We start from the raw sequence: 17101 nt of genomic DNA, 5'->3' as shown, positions 1-17101 counted from the left end.
AACTATTAAATATGAAAAAATATATATTTGCATTATTCTCAGCTGCGGCACTAATGTTTGCCAGTTGTGACGATGTGTTGGATCGTCCGCAGTTGAACAACCCGCAGGATGACAATTATTGGAGAAATGAAACGGACCTTCGTTTGTTTGGAAACGGTTTTTATACTAACTATTTTGTCGGATACAACAGTAGCTGGGGTACCGCTTATGCTCCTTTGCGTGGTTACAACTTCTCTGACGACGTAGCTACCACAGGTAAGCAAAGTTCATTTGAGAATGCAATTCCTTCCAGCCGTGGCGGTAGCGCGGAGGAGGTAGCATGGTTAGGTTCTGCCTTTGCCGGTTCAAGTTGGAACTTCGCCTGGGTTCGCAAAGCCAATCTTTTCCTCGACCGCATTGAAACGGTTGCTAAACCGAAAATAACCGAAGACACTTATAAACATTGGAGTGCAGTAGCACGCTTTTTCCGCGGCTTCGAGTATTGTCGTTTGGTATGTGTATTTGGCGATGTTCCTTATTATGACAAGGTGTTCAGCGAGTCCGATGAAAAAGAAATGTTCAAGAATCGCTCTCCTCGTGCAGAAGTAATGGACAAAGTATATTCAGACTTTGAATATGCGTTGCAGAATCTGCGTCTGGATGATGGTGCTCAATACTTGAACCGCTATATTGCTGCCGGTTTCATCAGTCGTCTGATGTTGTTTGAGGGAACTTGGCAGAAATACCACAATGGCGACCAGGCTTTAGCAAAGAAGTATCTGGAAATGGCACGTGATGCCGCTGACTTGATTATAGCTTCCGGTAAGTGGGAGATAAGCAGCGAGTTCCGCGGTTTGTTTGGTGCGCAAGACTTGAAAGGACACAAGGAAGTGTTAATGTATCGCCATTATGATGCAGCTTTGAGTGTAACACACCATGTTGCTTCATATTCTAACGGACAAGAAAGTCAATCACCAGCTTCTAATTTGGCATTGGCAAAATCATTCCTTTGCAATGATGGTAAACCTTACTTGGCATCCGACGTGGAAGATGCTGATGTGTTGGACATTGCACACATGATTAAAACACGTGATCCACGCTTTGAAGCAACTTTTGCCAATAAGGCCAAGATCGAGTCTGCCACATTGCTGTATGCAACTAAGTTCATCGACCGTGTAGGTCCTTCACTGGCCGATCCTAGTTCTGTTGCAATTTATGCAAGTATGACTAATACGAATGATTATCCGGTGATGCGTTATTCAGAAGTTCTGTTGAACTGGCTGGAAGCTAAAGCAGAATTGGCTTTGAGCTATGGCGGTGAGAAGGTAACGCAGGGTGATATTGATATATCGGTAAATAAATTGCGTAGCCGTCCTTTGGATAAACCTGCTGTAGATAATGGTGTCGAGCAAACTGCTCCTATGAAATTGGCAGATATTACAGCAGACTTTGACCCGGCTAGAGATAAGGGAAGTGTTAAGGTTACCGGAGATTATGAAGTTGATCCGTTGATTTGGGAAATCCGCCGCGAACGTCGTATGGAATTTGTTTTTGAGCATTCACGTATATTAGATTTGAAACGCTGGAAAAAACTCCATTACATGGATAATGCAACTTATCCTGATACGAAGTTAGGATTGTGGGTAAACATCAAGGAAGAAGTTCCCAGTTATCTGGACAAAAATAAGGATGGTACATGGCCCAAGAGACAAGTAATGAAAGAAGATGGTACAATTATTACTTATGATGGAACAAATGGTGATGCATTGGTAGGTTTTTATTTGCCGCTAAATGCTTCTAATCGTGATGGATTTACGGAACGTTCTTATTTGGCACCGATTGGACGTGCTCAGATTAACCAGTATAAGGAAAAAGGCTATACATTGAGCCAAACAAAAGGCTGGGAAGAATAGTACATTTTATTAGTTAACTGGCAAGCGCCCGCTTTTCACAAAACAGAGTGAAAGGTGGGCGCTTTTTATTCAAACTTCACTTGGCTTTAGCAATAAACTCCTTCTTTCCGAAACCATTCAAAGCAAAGCCTATCATGTTTTTTTCAACATTGCAAATAATATGATTATAGCTAATTAGGTGATCATTAATTAAATGGTCATCTAATTAGCATCAGCATTTTCTGCCCGATTCATCCGTCTCATCTTATTATTTAAGTAAAGAATGAAAGCCTTTTAAGTTGCATATTATTACCATTGGAAACTCAGCAATGTTCTCTTGGAACTTGGTATATATCTAAAAAGAACAAGAGAGATAAAATATAAGTTAAACCTATAAATATAGAAAACGCCTATGGAACAGAAACTTGTCTAACAGAAGAAATAGCTAAAGCTATTCCTATACTGACTATCCTTGCCCTAATTTTTAGAGAGAACTATTTAATTAATAACAAAATCATCAATCTTTTTATGAATGAAGATCGCAAAAAACGAGGACTAACTAACAATAGGTTCCTCACGGCAGTAGCAATAAGTGCACTGTTCTTAAGTAGCGGTAACGTAATGGCTGCTCCAACTGCCTCGGACAATGTTTCAGAAGTAACAGAGCAAATGCAATCTATTACCGTTACTGGTTTGGTTGTAGATGTGGCAGGCGAGCCTATTATCGGTGCCAGTGTGGTGGAAAAAGGTACTACTAATGGAATTGTAACCAACGTTGACGGTAAGTTTACTTTGAGTGTTAAGTCGGGCGCTACTTTAAAAATATCATTTATTGGCTACCAATCACAAGAAGTAAAGGCAACCTCAACTATGAGAATCATCTTAAAAGAAGATACTGAATTATTAGATGAAGTGGTAGTGGTTGGTTATGGTGTACAGAAGAAAGCTAACTTGACAGGGGCAGTGACCACTGTAGACTTGAATAAGACTATGGCAGGCCGTCCTCAACAAGATGTATCCAAAGCATTGCAAGGTGCGGTTCCCGGTTTGAGTATCACCACGGAAAATGGTGATATCAATGGAAGCGCCTCGATGCGTATTCGTGGTGTGGGTACGTTGAGTAACTCCGAAAAGAGTAATCCGTTGATTGTGGTGGATGGCGTTCCGATGGATGATATATCTTTCTTGAATACGCAGGATATTGAAAGTATTTCTGTATTGAAAGATGCTGCTTCTACCTCTATTTATGGTACGCGCGCGGCTTTTGGTGTTATCTTGATTAACACAAAGAGTGCCAAACCGACGGAAAAGGTTACCATTAATTATAGCAATAACTTCGCTTGGGATCAGGCAACTTACTTGCCCAATTTCCCGGATGTTCCCACTCAGCTTCTTTCCGCACTGGAGGCCAAAGCTAATGCCAATCAATATGAAGTTGAACTCTTCGGTATGTATTTCGATAAATTGTTACCTTATGCTCAAAGATGGGCACAGCAGAACCGTGGAAAACTGAAATATGGTGAAATGAGGCCTTATCAGAGTGACAGTAATGTTGGTGATTATGCAATAATCGACGGAACTCCTTACTATTATGCCGACTGGGATGTTCAGGATATCTATTATAGCAAAGCTGCTCCTTCGCAGAGCCACAACATTTCTGTTCAGGGAACTTCCGGAAAGACTAATTACTATCTTTCTTTTGGTTATGACGAGAAAGAAGGTATCATGAAAGTACGTCCCGATGAACTGAAAAAGTATAATGTATCGGTGAATGTAACTACCAACCTGTACGATTGGTTGCAAGTAGGTGCACGTGTCAACTACTCTCGTAAGGCTTATCAGCGTCCTGATGTCTACAGTAGTACTTACCAGACTCTTTGGCGCTGGGGTTCGTTCTTTATTCCTTCAGGTACTATCGATGGTTATGACACCCGTCTTATGGCCATGCGTAAGCAGGCGTCCGACCGTCGGGAAATCACTGATCTCACCCGTATGAATGCATTCCTGAAAGCTGAGATTGTGAAGGGTTTAACTCTGAATGCAGATTTCACTTATGCTATTCAGAACCTGAATAGTGGTTCGGAAGATTTCTCGGTTTATGGTGTTGACTGGTCGGGAATGCCTACTCCTAAATACATTGTAACTAAGAGCAACTCGGCAATCTGGCGGGATAATTCCAAGCAGAATACCTGGACGCTGAATGTGTATGCCAACTACGCCAAGACTTTTGCCAAGGCTCACAATCTGAATGTAATGGTTGGTGCCAATGCGGAAGAGGTAGATTATACTTATCTGTATGGATACCGCAAAGGGCTGTATGATGAAGCATATCCCGAATTGAACTTGGCGAGCCAGGATGGACAACAAATAAACTGGTCGCACACTTCCCGTGCATCAGCCGGTTACTTCGGGCGTATTAATTATGACTACAAGGGCATCTACTTGTTGGAGTTGAACGGACGTTACGACGGTTCTTCCAGATTCCCGCATACTGATCAGTGGGCTTTCTTTCCTTCTGCTTCTATCGGTTACCGTTTCTCTGAAGAAGCTTTCTTTGCACCGCTGAAAAAAGTTATCAGCAATGGTAAGTTGCGTGCATCTTATGGTGAAATCGGAAATGAAGCCATCGGCGACTATATGTTCGAAGCAATGATTACCCAACGTGAAAATACATCTGCTTCAGGATATATTTATTGGGTAGACGGCAATGGGGCTAACGCCAATAGACTGACTCAATACAATATGCCTAAACTGGTGTCGAAATCTCTCACTTGGGAACGTATCCGCACCACTGATATTGGTATCGATTTGGGTTTCCTGAACAATGAACTTACCGTAGGATTCGATTGGTATCAACGTGAAAACCGTGATATGCTTGCTCCTGCTCAGGTTCTGCCAAACAGTGTAGGCGCTACTGCTCCTTACGATAATGCCGGTACTCTGCGCACACGTGGATGGGAGTTGAACCTCGATTGGCATCGTAAATTCGGTGAATTCAATGTGTATGCCAACTTCAATCTTAGTGACTCCAAGACAAAAGTGACGAAGTGGAGTGATGACTCTAAACTGCTCAGTTCTTATTATTCGGGTAAGAATTATGGGGACATCTGGGGATTCGAAACAGACCGTTACTTTGAAGAATCAGACTTTGCCGGTCAGAATGCAGATGGTAGCTGGAACTATAAATCGGGTATTGCCAATCAGAGTGCACTTGAACGGGCTCCATTCCACTATGGTCCGGGCGATATTAAGTTCAAAGATTTGGATGGAAGCGGTGCAATTGACGGTGGAAAAGGAACCGCTGACGACCACGGTGACTTGAAGGTTATCGGTAATTCACTTCCTCGTTACGAATATGCTTTCCACCTTGGTGGCAGTTGGAAAGGCATCGACTTGGACTTGTTCTTCCAAGGCGTGGGTAAACGTTCCGATTGGACTATTTCTTCTCTGAATTTCCCGATGATGCGTGCAGCCGACTTGGCTATTTATGATAACCAGACAAGCTATAACAGAGTGCTCTATACTGATGATTGGAAAACGATTACCGGTTATGAAATCAACCAGAATAATACCTATCCCCGTTTATATCCGGGTAATGAAGCAAAAGGTACCGTATCGGGCATTGCAAACGGTTCTAACAACTACTATCCGCAAAGCCGTTACTTGACCGACATGTCCTATCTTCGTCTAAAGAATGTAACCCTCGGTTATACTTTGCCGAAGGAATGGACCCGCAAAGCTTTCATCGAAAAGGCGCGCATCTACTTTAGCGGTAGTAACCTCTTCTTGCTTTACAAGGGTAGTGACCTCCCCGTTGACCCGGAAATCAGCACTGGTGACGGTCTCTCTTATGGTGGCTGGGGACGTACGACTCCTATCACCCGTACCTTCTCATTCGGTATTCAGGTAACCTTATAATAACCATTAAAACAATAAGAATGATGAAAAAAATATTCATATACGCAACAATAGTATTGATGGGCTTGACGAGTTGTAATGACTTTCTCGACAAGGCACCTCTGGATGCCTTTACCAATACTTCTGCATATTGGAGCAATACAAGCAACCTTGACAACCAATGCAATACGTTCTATAACAATTACTCGGGTTATGGAAATGGCAGCGGTGGCGGTTGGTTCTATTTTAAGACGCTGAGCGATGACCAGGTGGACTATCAGTCAACCGTCTGGACTTACACAAGTGTAGTTGCTACTTCTACAAACTGGTCTGCTCCTTTTACTGAAATCCGCCGTGCTAATTATATCATCGAAGGATTGCAAACATCTACGCTTGATGATGCAGTGAAAGCTAATTATGAAGGTCTGGCACGCTTAAACCGGGCATGGCAATATTATCAATTGGTTCGCATGTATGGTGATGTACAGTGGATAACTACAGTTGTAGACCCGGCAGACAAAGATGTAGTTTATGGACCACGTACGGATCGTGATGTTGTAATGGACAATGTGCTTGAAGATTTGAACTATGCTACCACTACAATTACGGGTACCAATAAGCAACGCTTCACTGCCGACATGGCACTGGCCATGAAAGCTGACATCACGTTGTATGAAGGCACCTATTGTAAGTATCGCAATGCCAATGACAATGCCGGTAAAGCAGCCGACAACACTCGTGCTGAGAAGTACTTGCGTGAGTGCGTATCAGCTTGTGAGGCATTGATGGCGAAAGGATATTCGTTGAATCCGAGCTATCAGGAAAATTACAATTCTGTGTCGCTGGCTTCTAATCCTGAGATGATTTTCTACAAGCCTTATTCACAGAATACCTTTATGCATTCCACCATTGACTACACTGTCAATACAAGTGGAACCAGCGGTATGACTAAGAATGCCTTCGACAGTTATCTGTTCCTTGACGGCAAACCTAAAGCAACCACTACAATGGATACTAATGATGCTGCAGTCAAAGATGCAGATGGTAAATATAGTCTTGAATCTGTTCTTGCTGTTCGCGACAAACGATTGGCGGTTACCCTCGACCCTGTATTGTGTTTCAAAGGTAGTGCTTATAGCCGTGCCGGAGTTGCAGCGTTTACCTCCACTACCGGTTATGGTATAGCTAAATACGATAATACGACTGAGCTAAGCGTAAGCGACCGTAACAGTATTAATAAGCAGTACACAGACTGTCCACTCTATTGGCTGTCTGTGGTCTATCTGAACTTTGCTGAGGCTAAGGCTGAACTTGGAACATTGACACAGGCTGACCTGGACAACTCCATCAATAAATTGCAGGCTCGTGCCGGATTGCCCGCTATGACTACTCAACCGGAAGCCGATCCGGCCAATAATATGGGTGTTAGCAATTTGATTTGGGAAATCCGCCGTTGTCGCCGTTGTGAATTGATGTGTGATAATTGGACACGCTACTGGGATTTGATTCGTTGGCATAAGCTCGATTTGCTTGATTCTTCCAAGAATCCTACTATCTATCTCGGAGCTAACATGAAAAATGTAGAAAATCCGGAAATTGACATTAATAGTGATGGATATATGATTGGTTCAAACACTCTTAACCAACCACGTACGTATGAAGCCAAACATTATTTCTATCCGATACCTACAACACAGTTGACTCTGAACCCTAATATGCAACAGAATCCTAACTGGAAATAAATAAAAAGGGGGCTGCTCATTCACTGAAGCAGTCCCCTTTTTTATTTATTGTAATATGAATGATTGTTTTTTAAACCGCATTCTCCTTTACCAGATATTCTGCAATCTGTACTGCATTCAGTGCAGCGCCCTTCTTGATTTGGTCGCCCACAATCCAGAAAGTCAGCCCGTTCTCATTAGTCAGGTCCTTACGGATACGCCCCACGTAAACGGGATCTTTGCCTGCAAGGAACAACGGCATCGGGTATTCCTTTTCTGCCGGATTATCCTGCAACACCAGACCGTCACCTTTTGCGAAAGCTTCACGCGCTTCTTCCACCGAGATAGGACGCTCTGTTTCTACCCAGATGCTTTCAGAGTGGGAGCGAAGGGCAGGAACACGTACACAAGTAGCACTTACCTTAATGTCGGTGTGCATAATCTTGCGCGTTTCGTGATACATCTTCATTTCTTCCTTGGTGTATCCGTTTTCGGTGAATACATCAATTTGGGGAATGAGGTTGAATGCCAACTGGTAAGCAAACTTCTCGACAGTGACAGGTTCACCTGCCAATACCTGACGGTATTGCGTGTACAGCTCGTCCATAGCAGCAGCACCGGCACCGCTGGCAGCCTGATATGTAGAAACGTGTACGGTCTTTATATGAGAAAGCTGTTCGATGGCTTTCAGCGCCACTACCATTTGGATAGTGGTACAGTTAGGGTTGGCAATGATGCCGCGCGGACGGTCTTTGGCGTCGGCTGCATTTACCTCGGGCACTACCAAAGGCACATCATTATCCATGCGGAAAGCACTGGAGTTGTCAATCATCACAGCACCATATTTGGTGATGGTCTCGGCATACTCTTTAGAGGTACCAGCGCCTGCGGAAGTGAAAGCGATATCAACCCCTTTAAAGTCATCGTTGTGTTGCAAGAGTTTTACCTCGATCTGTTTACCGCGGAAGGTGTATTTTGTTCCGGCACTGCGTTTAGAACCGAACAACACTAACTCATCCAACGGGAAATTCCTTTCATCGAGCACACGCAGGAATTCTTGTCCCACGGCTCCGCTTGCTCCAACAATAGCTACTTTCATTTTCTTTTGTTTTTAGTTTATAAATTAAATTGACGAGTTGACGAGGAAAAAGAAAGGGAACGAGGCAGCCTTGTCAACCTGTATCTCTAATCCTTGTTAACTCACATTTGATAGAATTGGCTGCAAATTTATAACAATTTGCTGTATGACAACGCATAAAATGAAAAGTTTTTTGTTATTTTGCATCGTAAACCTAAAACTTGAAGCCCATGGACTTATTTGACTTCAGTCTGAAACTTCCGATTACTGACCCTACATGGATATTTCTCCTTGTACTCCTCATCATACTCTTTGCTCCCATTTTGTTGAACAGGCTCCGTATTCCACATATCATCGGCATGATACTGGCGGGATTGGTGATTGGTGAGCATGGGTTCAATATTCTGGCAAGGGATAGCAGTTTCGAGTTGTTCGGTAAGGTAGGACTATATTATATTATGTTTCTGGCTGGCCTCGAAATGAATATGTCGGACTTCAAACAGAATCGTGGAAAGGCCGTAGTGCTGGGATTACTGGCATTCATCATTCCGATAGGGATTGGTTTGGTGACAAATATGGCCTATCTGAAATATAGCTTCATAACTTCTGTTCTGTTGGCGAGTATGTACGCGTCGCATACGTTGGTGGCGTATCCTATTGTTATCCGGTATGGCGTGTCCCGGCACCGCAGTGTGAGTATTGCGGTAGGTGGCACGGCTGTAACGGATACGCTTACGTTGTTGGTACTGGCAGTAGTAGGGGGTATGTTTAAGGGTGAATCCGGTGGGTTGTTCTGGCTATGGCTGGTTGTCAAGGTCATCTTCCTGGGCGGGCTGATTATGTATTTCTTCCCTCGCATCGGTCGTTGGTTCTTCCGTCGTTATGATGACAATGTGATGCAATTCATCTTTGTGCTTGCCATGGTGTTCCTGGGAGCGGGGTTGATGGAATTTGTCGGGATGGAAGGTATTCTTGGTGCTTTCCTTGCCGGTCTGGTACTGAACCGGCTTATTCCGCATGTCTCTCCGTTAATGAACCATCTGGAGTTTGTGGGCAATGCGCTTTTCATTCCCTATTTCCTGATTGGGGTGGGAATGATGATTGACATACATGTGATTTTCGGTCATGGCAATGCGTTGAAAGTGGCGGGGGTGATGATTGTAGTTGCGTTGACGGGTAAGTGGATAGCGTGCTGGCTGACGCAGAAAATATATAAGATGGGAGCCATTGAACGAGAGTTGATGTATGGGTTGAGTAATGCACAAGCTGCGGCTACGCTGGCGGCGGTGTTGGTCGGATATAACATTATACTGCCTAATGGTGAACGTTTGCTGAATGACGATGTCCTGAACGGCACGGTGCTGCTGATTCTTGTTACCTGTGTGGTGAGTTCGTTCATTACTGAGCGTGCCGCCCGTAAAATAGCCATTGATGAGGCGCACTTGGAGGAAGAGAATCGTCCGGCGGAGTTAGAGAAGATTCTGATACCGGTTGCTAATCCGGATACGATTGAAGACCTCATAAACTTGTCGCTGGTGATACGTGACCCGAAGCAAAGGGATAATATGTTGGCTTTGAACGTGATTAATGATAATAATGCTTCGGAAGCTCTGGAGATTCGCGGAAAGCGCAATCTGGAGAAGGCGGCGATGATAGCGGCATCAGCAGATGTCCCGTTGAAACTGATTAGCCGTTATGACTTGAACATTGCCTCAGGTATTATCCATACGGCTAAAGAACACGAGGTGACGGATGTTATTATAGGTCTGCACCGGAAAGTGAATATCGTGGACTCTTTCTTTGGTATGCTGGCGGAGAACTTGCTGAAAGGCTTGCACCGGGAAGTGATGATTGCCAAACTCCTGATGCCGATTAATACGATACGAAGGATTAATATTGCCGTTCCACCGAAAGCGGAATATGAGGCAGGTTTCCAGAAGTGGGTGGAACACTTCTGCCGTATGGGAAATATGTTAGGATGCCGGGTGCATTTCTTTGCCAATGAAGAAACAACCGGACTTCTGCAAATGCTGATGAAGAAACGGTATAGTACAACATTGACAGATTTCTCCCGCCTGGATGATTGGGGCGACCTGCTGTTGCTGACCGGACAAGTGAATTACGATCACTTATTGGTAATAATAAGTGCTCGTCGTGGTTCTATTTCCTATGACCCGACGTTTGAAAGACTTCCTGCCCAATTAGGAAAATATTTTGCCAACAATAGTTTGATAGTGCTTTATCCCGACCAGTTGGGAGAGCCGCAGGATATGTTATCTTTCTCCAACCCTCGTGGAAACAATGAGGATCAGCACTACGAAAAGGTGGGTAAGTGGTTCTATAAGTGGTTCAGAAAAAGTGATAAGTAATTAGTAAGGATGGAAGATTGGAGGCAGAGGACACAACTCCTGTTGGGGGATGAGAAGATGGAACGGCTGCGGCAAGCGCATGTGCTTGTTGTCGGTCTGGGTGGAGTAGGGGCATATGCGGCGGAAATGCTTTGCCGTGCCGGAGTGGGACATATGACAATTGTGGATGCGGATACGGTGCAACCTACAAATATCAACCGCCAGCTTCCGGCTTTACATTCCACATTGGGGCAAAGCAAGGCGGAGATATTGGAGAAACGTTTTCGGGATATTAATCCGGAGATTGAACTGACGGTGCTACCTGTATTTCTGAAAGATGAAAATATTCCCGAACTGCTGGATACGGCGTCTTATGATTTTGTAGTGGATGCCATCGATACGTTGGCTCCGAAGTGCCATTTGATAGCGGAAACCTTGCAACGCCGCATGAAGATAGTTTCCAGCATGGGGGCCGGTGCAAAGAGTGATATTACTCAGGTTCGTTTTGCCGATATATGGGACACTTACCACTGCGGATTAAGTAAAGCCGTAAGGAAACGGTTACAAAAAATGGGGATTAAGCGTAAACTGCCGGTGGTGTTCAGCACGGAGCAGGCAGACCCGAAGGCGGTGTTGCTGACGGAGGATGAAATGAATAAGAAATCGACGTGCGGAACAGTCAGTTATATGCCGGCGGTTTTCGGATGTTATCTTGCGGAATATGTGTTGAAGAAATTATAAATAGGATGAAGAACTAAAAATGAAGAATGAAGAATTTGGCTGCGCTGTAAAAGTGTGCTGAAAGGTTATTCTTCATTTTTAGTTCTTCATTCTTCATTAAAATAGGTATGATACAGTTAGAAGGAATAACCAAGAGTTTCGGTAGCCTGCAAGTTCTGCGGGGGATTGACCTGGATATAGATAAAGGAGAGATTGTCAGTATTGTCGGGCCGAGTGGTGCCGGGAAGACTACTTTGCTTCAGATAATGGGAACATTGGATGCTCCCGATAGCGGAACGGTAACCATTGACGGCACTCTGGTGAGCCGAATGAAGGAAAAAGAATTATCTGCCTTTCGCAACAAGCATATCGGCTTCGTATTCCAGTTTCATCAACTCTTGCCGGAATTTACCGCATTGGAGAATGTGATGATTCCTGCTTTCATTGCCGGTGCGGGGCAGAAAGAGGCTACAGCCTCCGCATTGGAATTACTTGAGTTCATGGGGCTGTCAGACCGTGCCGAACATAAGCCAAACGAACTTTCCGGTGGAGAGAAGCAACGTGTGGCTGTAGCCCGTGCTCTTATCAATCATCCGGCTGTGGTATTGGCTGACGAACCTTCGGGTAGCCTGGATACACATAATAAGGAAGAACTGCATCAGCTTTTCTTCGACCTTCGCAACCGTTTGGGACAAACGTTTGTCATTGTCACCCACGATGAAGGATTGGCACAGATTACAGACCGCACGGTGCACATGGTGGACGGGGAAATCAACAAGGAAATGTAGAAGAGGATTTGTATCCTCTTATTTCCCTGTGCTCATCACTCCCGAATCATTCTCACTGTTATCCACCTTCCTCTGTATTCCTTTAAATGTACGTCCGAAGGAGAAATTATAGGATAGGTTGGCAAGGAACATCTGCCAGTCTTTCTGGTTGTTCCACGTCTGTACTATCTTGTTGCTTTCCCGGAACTTAAGCTGCTGTATCGCCACTTTTATCTCTTTTTGCTGCGATGGCTAAGGAAAATCGTAGCAAGCATTTATTCTTTCCACCATGGTGGAAAGAATAAGTATCCGGATGGAAAAGACTTACTGTTGGAAGGAAAAAAGCATAGGAATGCCTGAGAAAGGAGTTAGTTGTTGAGGGAAATTCATATCCGTGCAGAAGAGAAGGAAACAAGGATACGAGTTGACAAGGGGACAAGGGGCTGCGCAATGCCTCTGTGCCGCATGGAACCTTGTTCCCTTGTTAACTTGTCCCCTCGTCAACTAATTCATAACCGTACAGAAACGGGCAAATTATTTCATTCAATGCGTTACTCAAAGCAAACATAATGACTGATTCTTTCTAAATCGGCTTCTGTAAATTCCTCATAAAGGGTGAAAGGTTTGAGGCTCGTTAGCGAGCCCTTTTTCTTGCGGTATTCTATTATTGCTTTGGCTTGGTAAAAGTTGATATACGGATGGGAGCGTAGTCTGTCCACACTGCTGCGGTTCAGATTGATGTGATGAATGTCCGTCGATTTGATGCTGAACCATGCTTGTAATTGCCGGGTATCAAGGTGTATGTCCTTTAACTGCTCTATCTGATAGAACCCACCTAACCGCTGTCTGTAGCCAACAATTAGCCGGGCTATGCCACTCCCGATACCAGGTATCTTCTTTAGTTCGGTGGTGTCGGCAAGGTTCAGGTCGATTACAGTGCCGGAGGCATACTTCATATTTTCTACCTGTGCAGGTTGGGGAATGTATAACTGCGGTGCGTTGCGTGCCGTATCTTCCGGAGCAATATATATATAAGGTGAAAGACTGGAATATTGCTCTTCCGTCATGCCATATATCTTTTTGAAATCTTCCGGTTTCCGGAACTTACCACCTTTGGAACGGTAGTGCAGGATGTTTTTAACCATCCAGGCAGGCAAACCCAAATGCCGGAATGCCATTGAATCTGCTCTGTTGGGGTTGAAGGGAGCCAAGACTACAGGTATTTCTGCTTCTTTTTGTTCATAAGATGTGTGTGTCCATCTTCTTTTGGGGTGTTCCTTTTCTTCCAGTGAGGCTATGAATTCTTCGTATTCCTGCCGGGCAGCAGCTTGTTCGGCTATATCAGCCGGAGAGACATTGTCTCTATGTTGCCAGGCAGATATAAGATACCCGGAGAGAAGAACGATGCCTGTTGCTGCTATGAGTATCAGGATGCCTCGCCTTTCTCCCCGGGAGAAGTAAAAGAAATCTTTAAGTGGATTTTGCATCTCCTACAATTTCAGGAAGCCCAGTTCTTTGATGAAGATGAGGGAAATTGCTATCGGAGCTATAAACTTCAATATGAATATCAACACTTTGTAGAACGTCACTTTCAGCGTTCCGTTGTTGCTGACTTCTTCCCAAACTATCTTCTTATTCAGATACCAACCGGTGAATATGGAAATACATAAACCACCTAACGGCAACATAATCTTGGCCGTGACAAAGTCGAACAGGTTAAATAAGTTCAAACCGAATATAGTGTAGTCTTTGCCCACTCCCAATGAGAGCGAACATAAGATACCCAGAAACATACAACCGCCTGTCACGAAACTTGCCGCACGCTTCCGGCTCAGATGGAATTCTTCATGCAGATAAGCTGTCACCACTTCGTGCATGGAGATGGTAGAAGTAAGTGCAGCAACCGCCAGAAGAACGTAGAACATTACAGAGAATATATATGCCAATAGAGGTATACCGCTAAATGCCTGCTGGAATACATTCGGCAATGTAATGAAAATGAGGCTCGGACCTGCATCGGGCTGGATGCCTACCGAGAAGGCTGCCGGGAAGATGATGAGCCCTGCCAATATTGCAACGAATGTATCGATGATGCTGACGCTGAAAGCTGTCTTTGTCAGATTCGTGTCTTTTTTGAAGTAAGATGCATAGGTACAAAGGCATCCCATTCCCAGACTTAAAGAGAAAAAGGCTTGTCCCATGGCACTTAAGAATACGTTCGCATTCACCTTATCCCATTCCGGTTTCAGAAGAAACTCTAAACCTGCGCCCGAGCCTGGCAGTGATATGGAACATGCCGCCAATATGATTAACAGAATAAACAGCATCGGCATCATAATCTTGGCAGATTTCTCAATACCCTTTTCCACTCCTTTCACGATGATGAAGTGGGTGGCAAGGAGGAAGAGTACGAGCCAGATAACCGGTCGCCAGGAGTTCGTAGAAAAAGAATCGAATGTATGGATATAATCGGCTGCCGTTTTTCCGGCAAAGTTGTCGGTGACGGCTTCTCCAATGAATTCCAACGTCCAGCCTGCCACTACGGAATAATAACTCAGAATCAGAAATCCCGCCAATACACCCATACGCCCTACCCAACGCCAATGCGTGCCCGGTGCCAGTTTTTGGTAAGCTCCCGCTGTGTTGGCGCGTGAGTGACGTCCGATGAGGAATTCGGATACCATGATGGGGATTCCTAAAATAAGTACGCATGCTAAGTAGATGAGAATAAACGCAGCACCGCCGTGATTGCCTGTCTCGTAGGGAAACCGCCATATGTTACCCAAACCGACTGCGGAACCTGCTGAAGCAAGTATGACGCCTAATTTACTTCCAAAGTTGGCTCTGTCATTTTTAGTCATAAAAAAGTTGATTATTCTTTCATTTCGTTATTATTCTCTACTAAAACATGCAAATATAGAAAATGTTCTGTACTTTTGCCCACAAATCGTTCATAAATTGAAATATGCTATACTATATTAAGAAATATCCGGTGTCGTTGCTGATTATACTGACGGTGATTTATTTGTCGTTTTTTAAGCCGCCGACGACTGAACTGAACACGATTCCTAATATTGATAAAATTGTACATATTTGTATGTATATGGGTATGTCCGGCATGTTATGGCTGGAGTTTCTCAGGGCACACCGGAAAAGTGATTCTCCTTTGTGGCATGCATGGGTGGGAGCTTTTGTATGTCCTGTGCTGTTCAGCGGAATAGTAGAGCTGTTGCAGGAATATTGCACCACTTACCGTGGCGGTGACTGGTTGGATTTTGCTGCGAATACTACAGGAGCGATTATCGCTTCGCTGATAGGCTACTTTGTGTTGCGTCCGTGGATGATGAAGAGGGTTAGTGGTGATTGATTATAAATAATCAACCACCGTATTCAGTTTAATTCCATTGGAGCCTTTGATAAGGATGGTTTTCCCGTGAGGCCTGCTTTTCTGTAAGACCTCAATGACTGCCCGTGCATCCGGGTAAGTTGGGAAATGATGTTTGGCAGCAGCAAACTGGTCGCCTACCAGCATCACGTCTTCAAAACCGCATTGCGTGAGGAAATCTGCAATCTTCTGATGTTCTTCGGGACCCTCTTTCCCTAATTCCCTCATATCTCCCAATATCAGCATTTTATTTTCCACTTTCATGTTATGGAAGTTACTGATGGAAGCCTGCATACTGGTGGGGTTAGCATTGTATGCATCAATAATCAGCGTATTATCTGCGGTTCGTTTCAACTGCGAACGATTATTCTGTGGGGCATAGTCTGCTAAAGCAATATTTATCTTTTCAGGGGCTACATCGAAGAAACGACCGATGGTGACGGCAACCAGTGCATTCGGGAAGTTATATTCACCAATCAGTTGGGTCTGCACTTCATGACATTCACCATCCTTGCCCGCTTTCCATTCAAAAGACAGATAAGGAGAATTGCCCGTCACATGTCCGCTGATATACAATCCGTCTTCGCTTCCATAAGAAATCAGGTTTAATCCTCCGGCAATCTCTTTCAGGTATGCGTTGTCGTGATGAATGAAAACTGTAGAGCTTTTCCGCTCGCGGAGGTAATCGTACAGTTCACCTTTGGTTTTAATGACTCCTTCGAAAGAACCGAAACCTTCCAGGTGTGCCTTGCCTACATTGGTGATGATGCCATAATCCGGTTCAGCTATATCTACTAATTCTTTGATGTCTCCCGGATGGCTGGCACCCATTTCTATGATACCGAGTTCATGCTCCGGCTTCAGGCGTAGCAAAGTGAGGGGGACACCGATATGGTTATTCAGGTTTCCCAGCGTATAAAGTAGATTGTATTTTTGCAGAAGAACAGCGGCCATCAATTCTTTGGTGGTGGTTTTTCCATTGGTACCTGTGATGCCGATGAGGCGTGTGCCCAGTTGGCGACGATGGTGATTGGCTAGTTGTTGCAGCGTATGCAGGCAATTGTCTACTAATATGTAATGTGAATCTCCTGCCGGAGCGTGTTCAGCTTCGTCTACTACTGCGTATGCACTTCCTGATTCCAATGCTTTGGCTGCAAAGGCATTCCCATTGAAACTGTCGCCTTTTAGGGCAATGAATAAAGAACCTTCAGGGCAGTTGCGGCTGTCGGTTGTTACACTGGTGCATTCCAGAAATATCTTGTAAAGAGCGGTGATATCCATAACTATCTCCTTTTTGAAACGTTGTTATATTCT

General features: G+C 44.4%; 12 protein-coding genes. 7 read left to right on the top strand and 5 right to left on the bottom strand.

Annotated features, from left to right (window positions below):
- Window positions 1-11 precede the first annotated feature (11 nt).
- From QZ135_RS01960 to QZ135_RS01950, 3 genes are all read left to right on the top strand, one after another.
- A complete protein-coding gene (locus tag QZ135_RS01960; RefSeq protein ID WP_294605461.1) occupies window positions 12-1892 on the top strand; it encodes a RagB/SusD family nutrient uptake outer membrane protein in 1881 nt (626 codons plus the stop codon).
- A 507-nt stretch (window positions 1893-2399) separates the two neighbouring features.
- A complete protein-coding gene (locus tag QZ135_RS01955) occupies window positions 2400-5789 on the top strand; it encodes a TonB-dependent receptor (RefSeq protein ID WP_294605459.1) in 3390 nt (1129 codons plus the stop codon).
- A gap of 23 nt (window positions 5790-5812) precedes the next feature.
- Window positions 5813-7510, top strand: a complete 1698-nt coding sequence (locus QZ135_RS01950; RefSeq protein ID WP_294605516.1) for a RagB/SusD family nutrient uptake outer membrane protein — start codon at window positions 5813-5815, stop codon at window positions 7508-7510.
- A 70-nt stretch (window positions 7511-7580) separates the two neighbouring features.
- On the opposite strand, the gene QZ135_RS01945 is transcribed toward QZ135_RS01950, so the two are convergent.
- Window positions 7581-8588: an aspartate-semialdehyde dehydrogenase gene (locus QZ135_RS01945; RefSeq protein ID WP_294605457.1), complete on the bottom strand. Its 1008-nt coding sequence runs from the start codon at window positions 8586-8588 to the stop codon at window positions 7581-7583.
- Between the two features lie 209 nt (window positions 8589-8797).
- Between QZ135_RS01945 and QZ135_RS01940 the strand changes: the two genes are divergently transcribed.
- The 3 genes from QZ135_RS01940 (at window position 8798) to QZ135_RS01930 (ending at window position 12423) form a co-directional block, all read left to right on the top strand.
- A complete protein-coding gene (locus tag QZ135_RS01940) occupies window positions 8798-10936 on the top strand; it encodes a cation:proton antiporter (RefSeq protein ID WP_294605456.1) in 2139 nt (712 codons plus the stop codon).
- Between the two features lie 9 nt (window positions 10937-10945).
- Entirely contained in the window at window positions 10946-11656 is a 711-nt protein-coding gene (locus tag QZ135_RS01935; RefSeq protein WP_294605455.1) for a tRNA threonylcarbamoyladenosine dehydratase, read from the top strand.
- 107 nt (window positions 11657-11763) lie between these two features.
- Entirely contained in the window at window positions 11764-12423 is a 660-nt protein-coding gene (locus QZ135_RS01930; RefSeq protein ID WP_294605454.1) for an ABC transporter ATP-binding protein, read from the top strand.
- Between the two features lie 18 nt (window positions 12424-12441).
- On the opposite strand, the gene QZ135_RS01925 is transcribed toward QZ135_RS01930, so the two are convergent.
- The 3 genes from QZ135_RS01925 to QZ135_RS01915 all read right to left on the bottom strand — a co-directional run bounded on the left by QZ135_RS01925 (window position 12442) and on the right by QZ135_RS01915 (window position 15263).
- Window positions 12442-12630, bottom strand: coding sequence for a hypothetical protein (locus tag QZ135_RS01925; RefSeq protein ID WP_294605453.1), 189 nt, complete (start codon window positions 12628-12630; stop codon window positions 12442-12444).
- 323 nt (window positions 12631-12953) lie between these two features.
- Window positions 12954-13889: a helix-hairpin-helix domain-containing protein gene (locus QZ135_RS01920; protein WP_294605451.1), complete on the bottom strand. Its 936-nt coding sequence runs from the start codon at window positions 13887-13889 to the stop codon at window positions 12954-12956.
- A 3-nt stretch (window positions 13890-13892) separates the two neighbouring features.
- The gene (locus QZ135_RS01915; RefSeq protein WP_294605450.1) at window positions 13893-15263 is read right to left on the bottom strand and encodes a sodium-dependent transporter; all 1371 of its coding nucleotides are present in this window, start codon (window positions 15261-15263) and stop codon (window positions 13893-13895) included.
- A 104-nt stretch (window positions 15264-15367) separates the two neighbouring features.
- Here QZ135_RS01915 and QZ135_RS01910 point away from each other — a divergent pair, with 104 nt between their 5' ends.
- Window positions 15368-15769 (top strand): VanZ family protein, encoded by a 402-nt coding sequence (locus QZ135_RS01910; RefSeq protein ID WP_294605448.1) that lies wholly within the window; start codon window positions 15368-15370, stop codon window positions 15767-15769.
- Here QZ135_RS01910 and murF read toward each other — a convergent pair whose 3' ends face one another.
- Entirely contained in the window at window positions 15770-17068 is a 1299-nt protein-coding gene (gene murF, locus QZ135_RS01905) for a UDP-N-acetylmuramoyl-tripeptide--D-alanyl-D-alanine ligase (protein WP_294605446.1), read from the bottom strand.
- Window positions 17069-17101 lie beyond the last annotated feature (33 nt).

It is taken from the genome of uncultured Bacteroides sp., from assembly GCF_905207245.1.
Classification (GTDB): Bacteria; Bacteroidota; Bacteroidia; order Bacteroidales; family Bacteroidaceae; genus Bacteroides.
This window is presented reverse-complemented; position numbering and strand designations above follow the sequence as displayed.

Coding starts and splice junctions, on each gene's coding strand:
- QZ135_RS01960 (WP_294605461.1), top strand. CDS start 12: ATGAAAAAATATATATTTGCATTATTCTCAGCTGCGGCACTAATGTTT.
- QZ135_RS01955 (WP_294605459.1), top strand. CDS start 2,400: ATGAATGAAGATCGCAAAAAACGAGGACTAACTAACAATAGGTTCCTC.
- QZ135_RS01950 (WP_294605516.1), top strand. CDS start 5,813: ATGAAAAAAATATTCATATACGCAACAATAGTATTGATGGGCTTGACG.
- QZ135_RS01945 (WP_294605457.1), bottom strand. CDS start 8,588: ATGAAAGTAGCTATTGTTGGAGCAAGCGGAGCCGTGGGACAAGAATTC.
- QZ135_RS01940 (WP_294605456.1), top strand. CDS start 8,798: ATGGACTTATTTGACTTCAGTCTGAAACTTCCGATTACTGACCCTACA.
- QZ135_RS01935 (WP_294605455.1), top strand. CDS start 10,946: ATGGAAGATTGGAGGCAGAGGACACAACTCCTGTTGGGGGATGAGAAG.
- QZ135_RS01930 (WP_294605454.1), top strand. CDS start 11,764: ATGATACAGTTAGAAGGAATAACCAAGAGTTTCGGTAGCCTGCAAGTT.
- QZ135_RS01920 (WP_294605451.1), bottom strand. CDS start 13,889: ATGCAAAATCCACTTAAAGATTTCTTTTACTTCTCCCGGGGAGAAAGG.
- QZ135_RS01915 (WP_294605450.1), bottom strand. CDS start 15,263: ATGACTAAAAATGACAGAGCCAACTTTGGAAGTAAATTAGGCGTCATA.
- QZ135_RS01910 (WP_294605448.1), top strand. CDS start 15,368: ATGCTATACTATATTAAGAAATATCCGGTGTCGTTGCTGATTATACTG.
- murF (WP_294605446.1), bottom strand. CDS start 17,068: ATGGATATCACCGCTCTTTACAAGATATTTCTGGAATGCACCAGTGTA.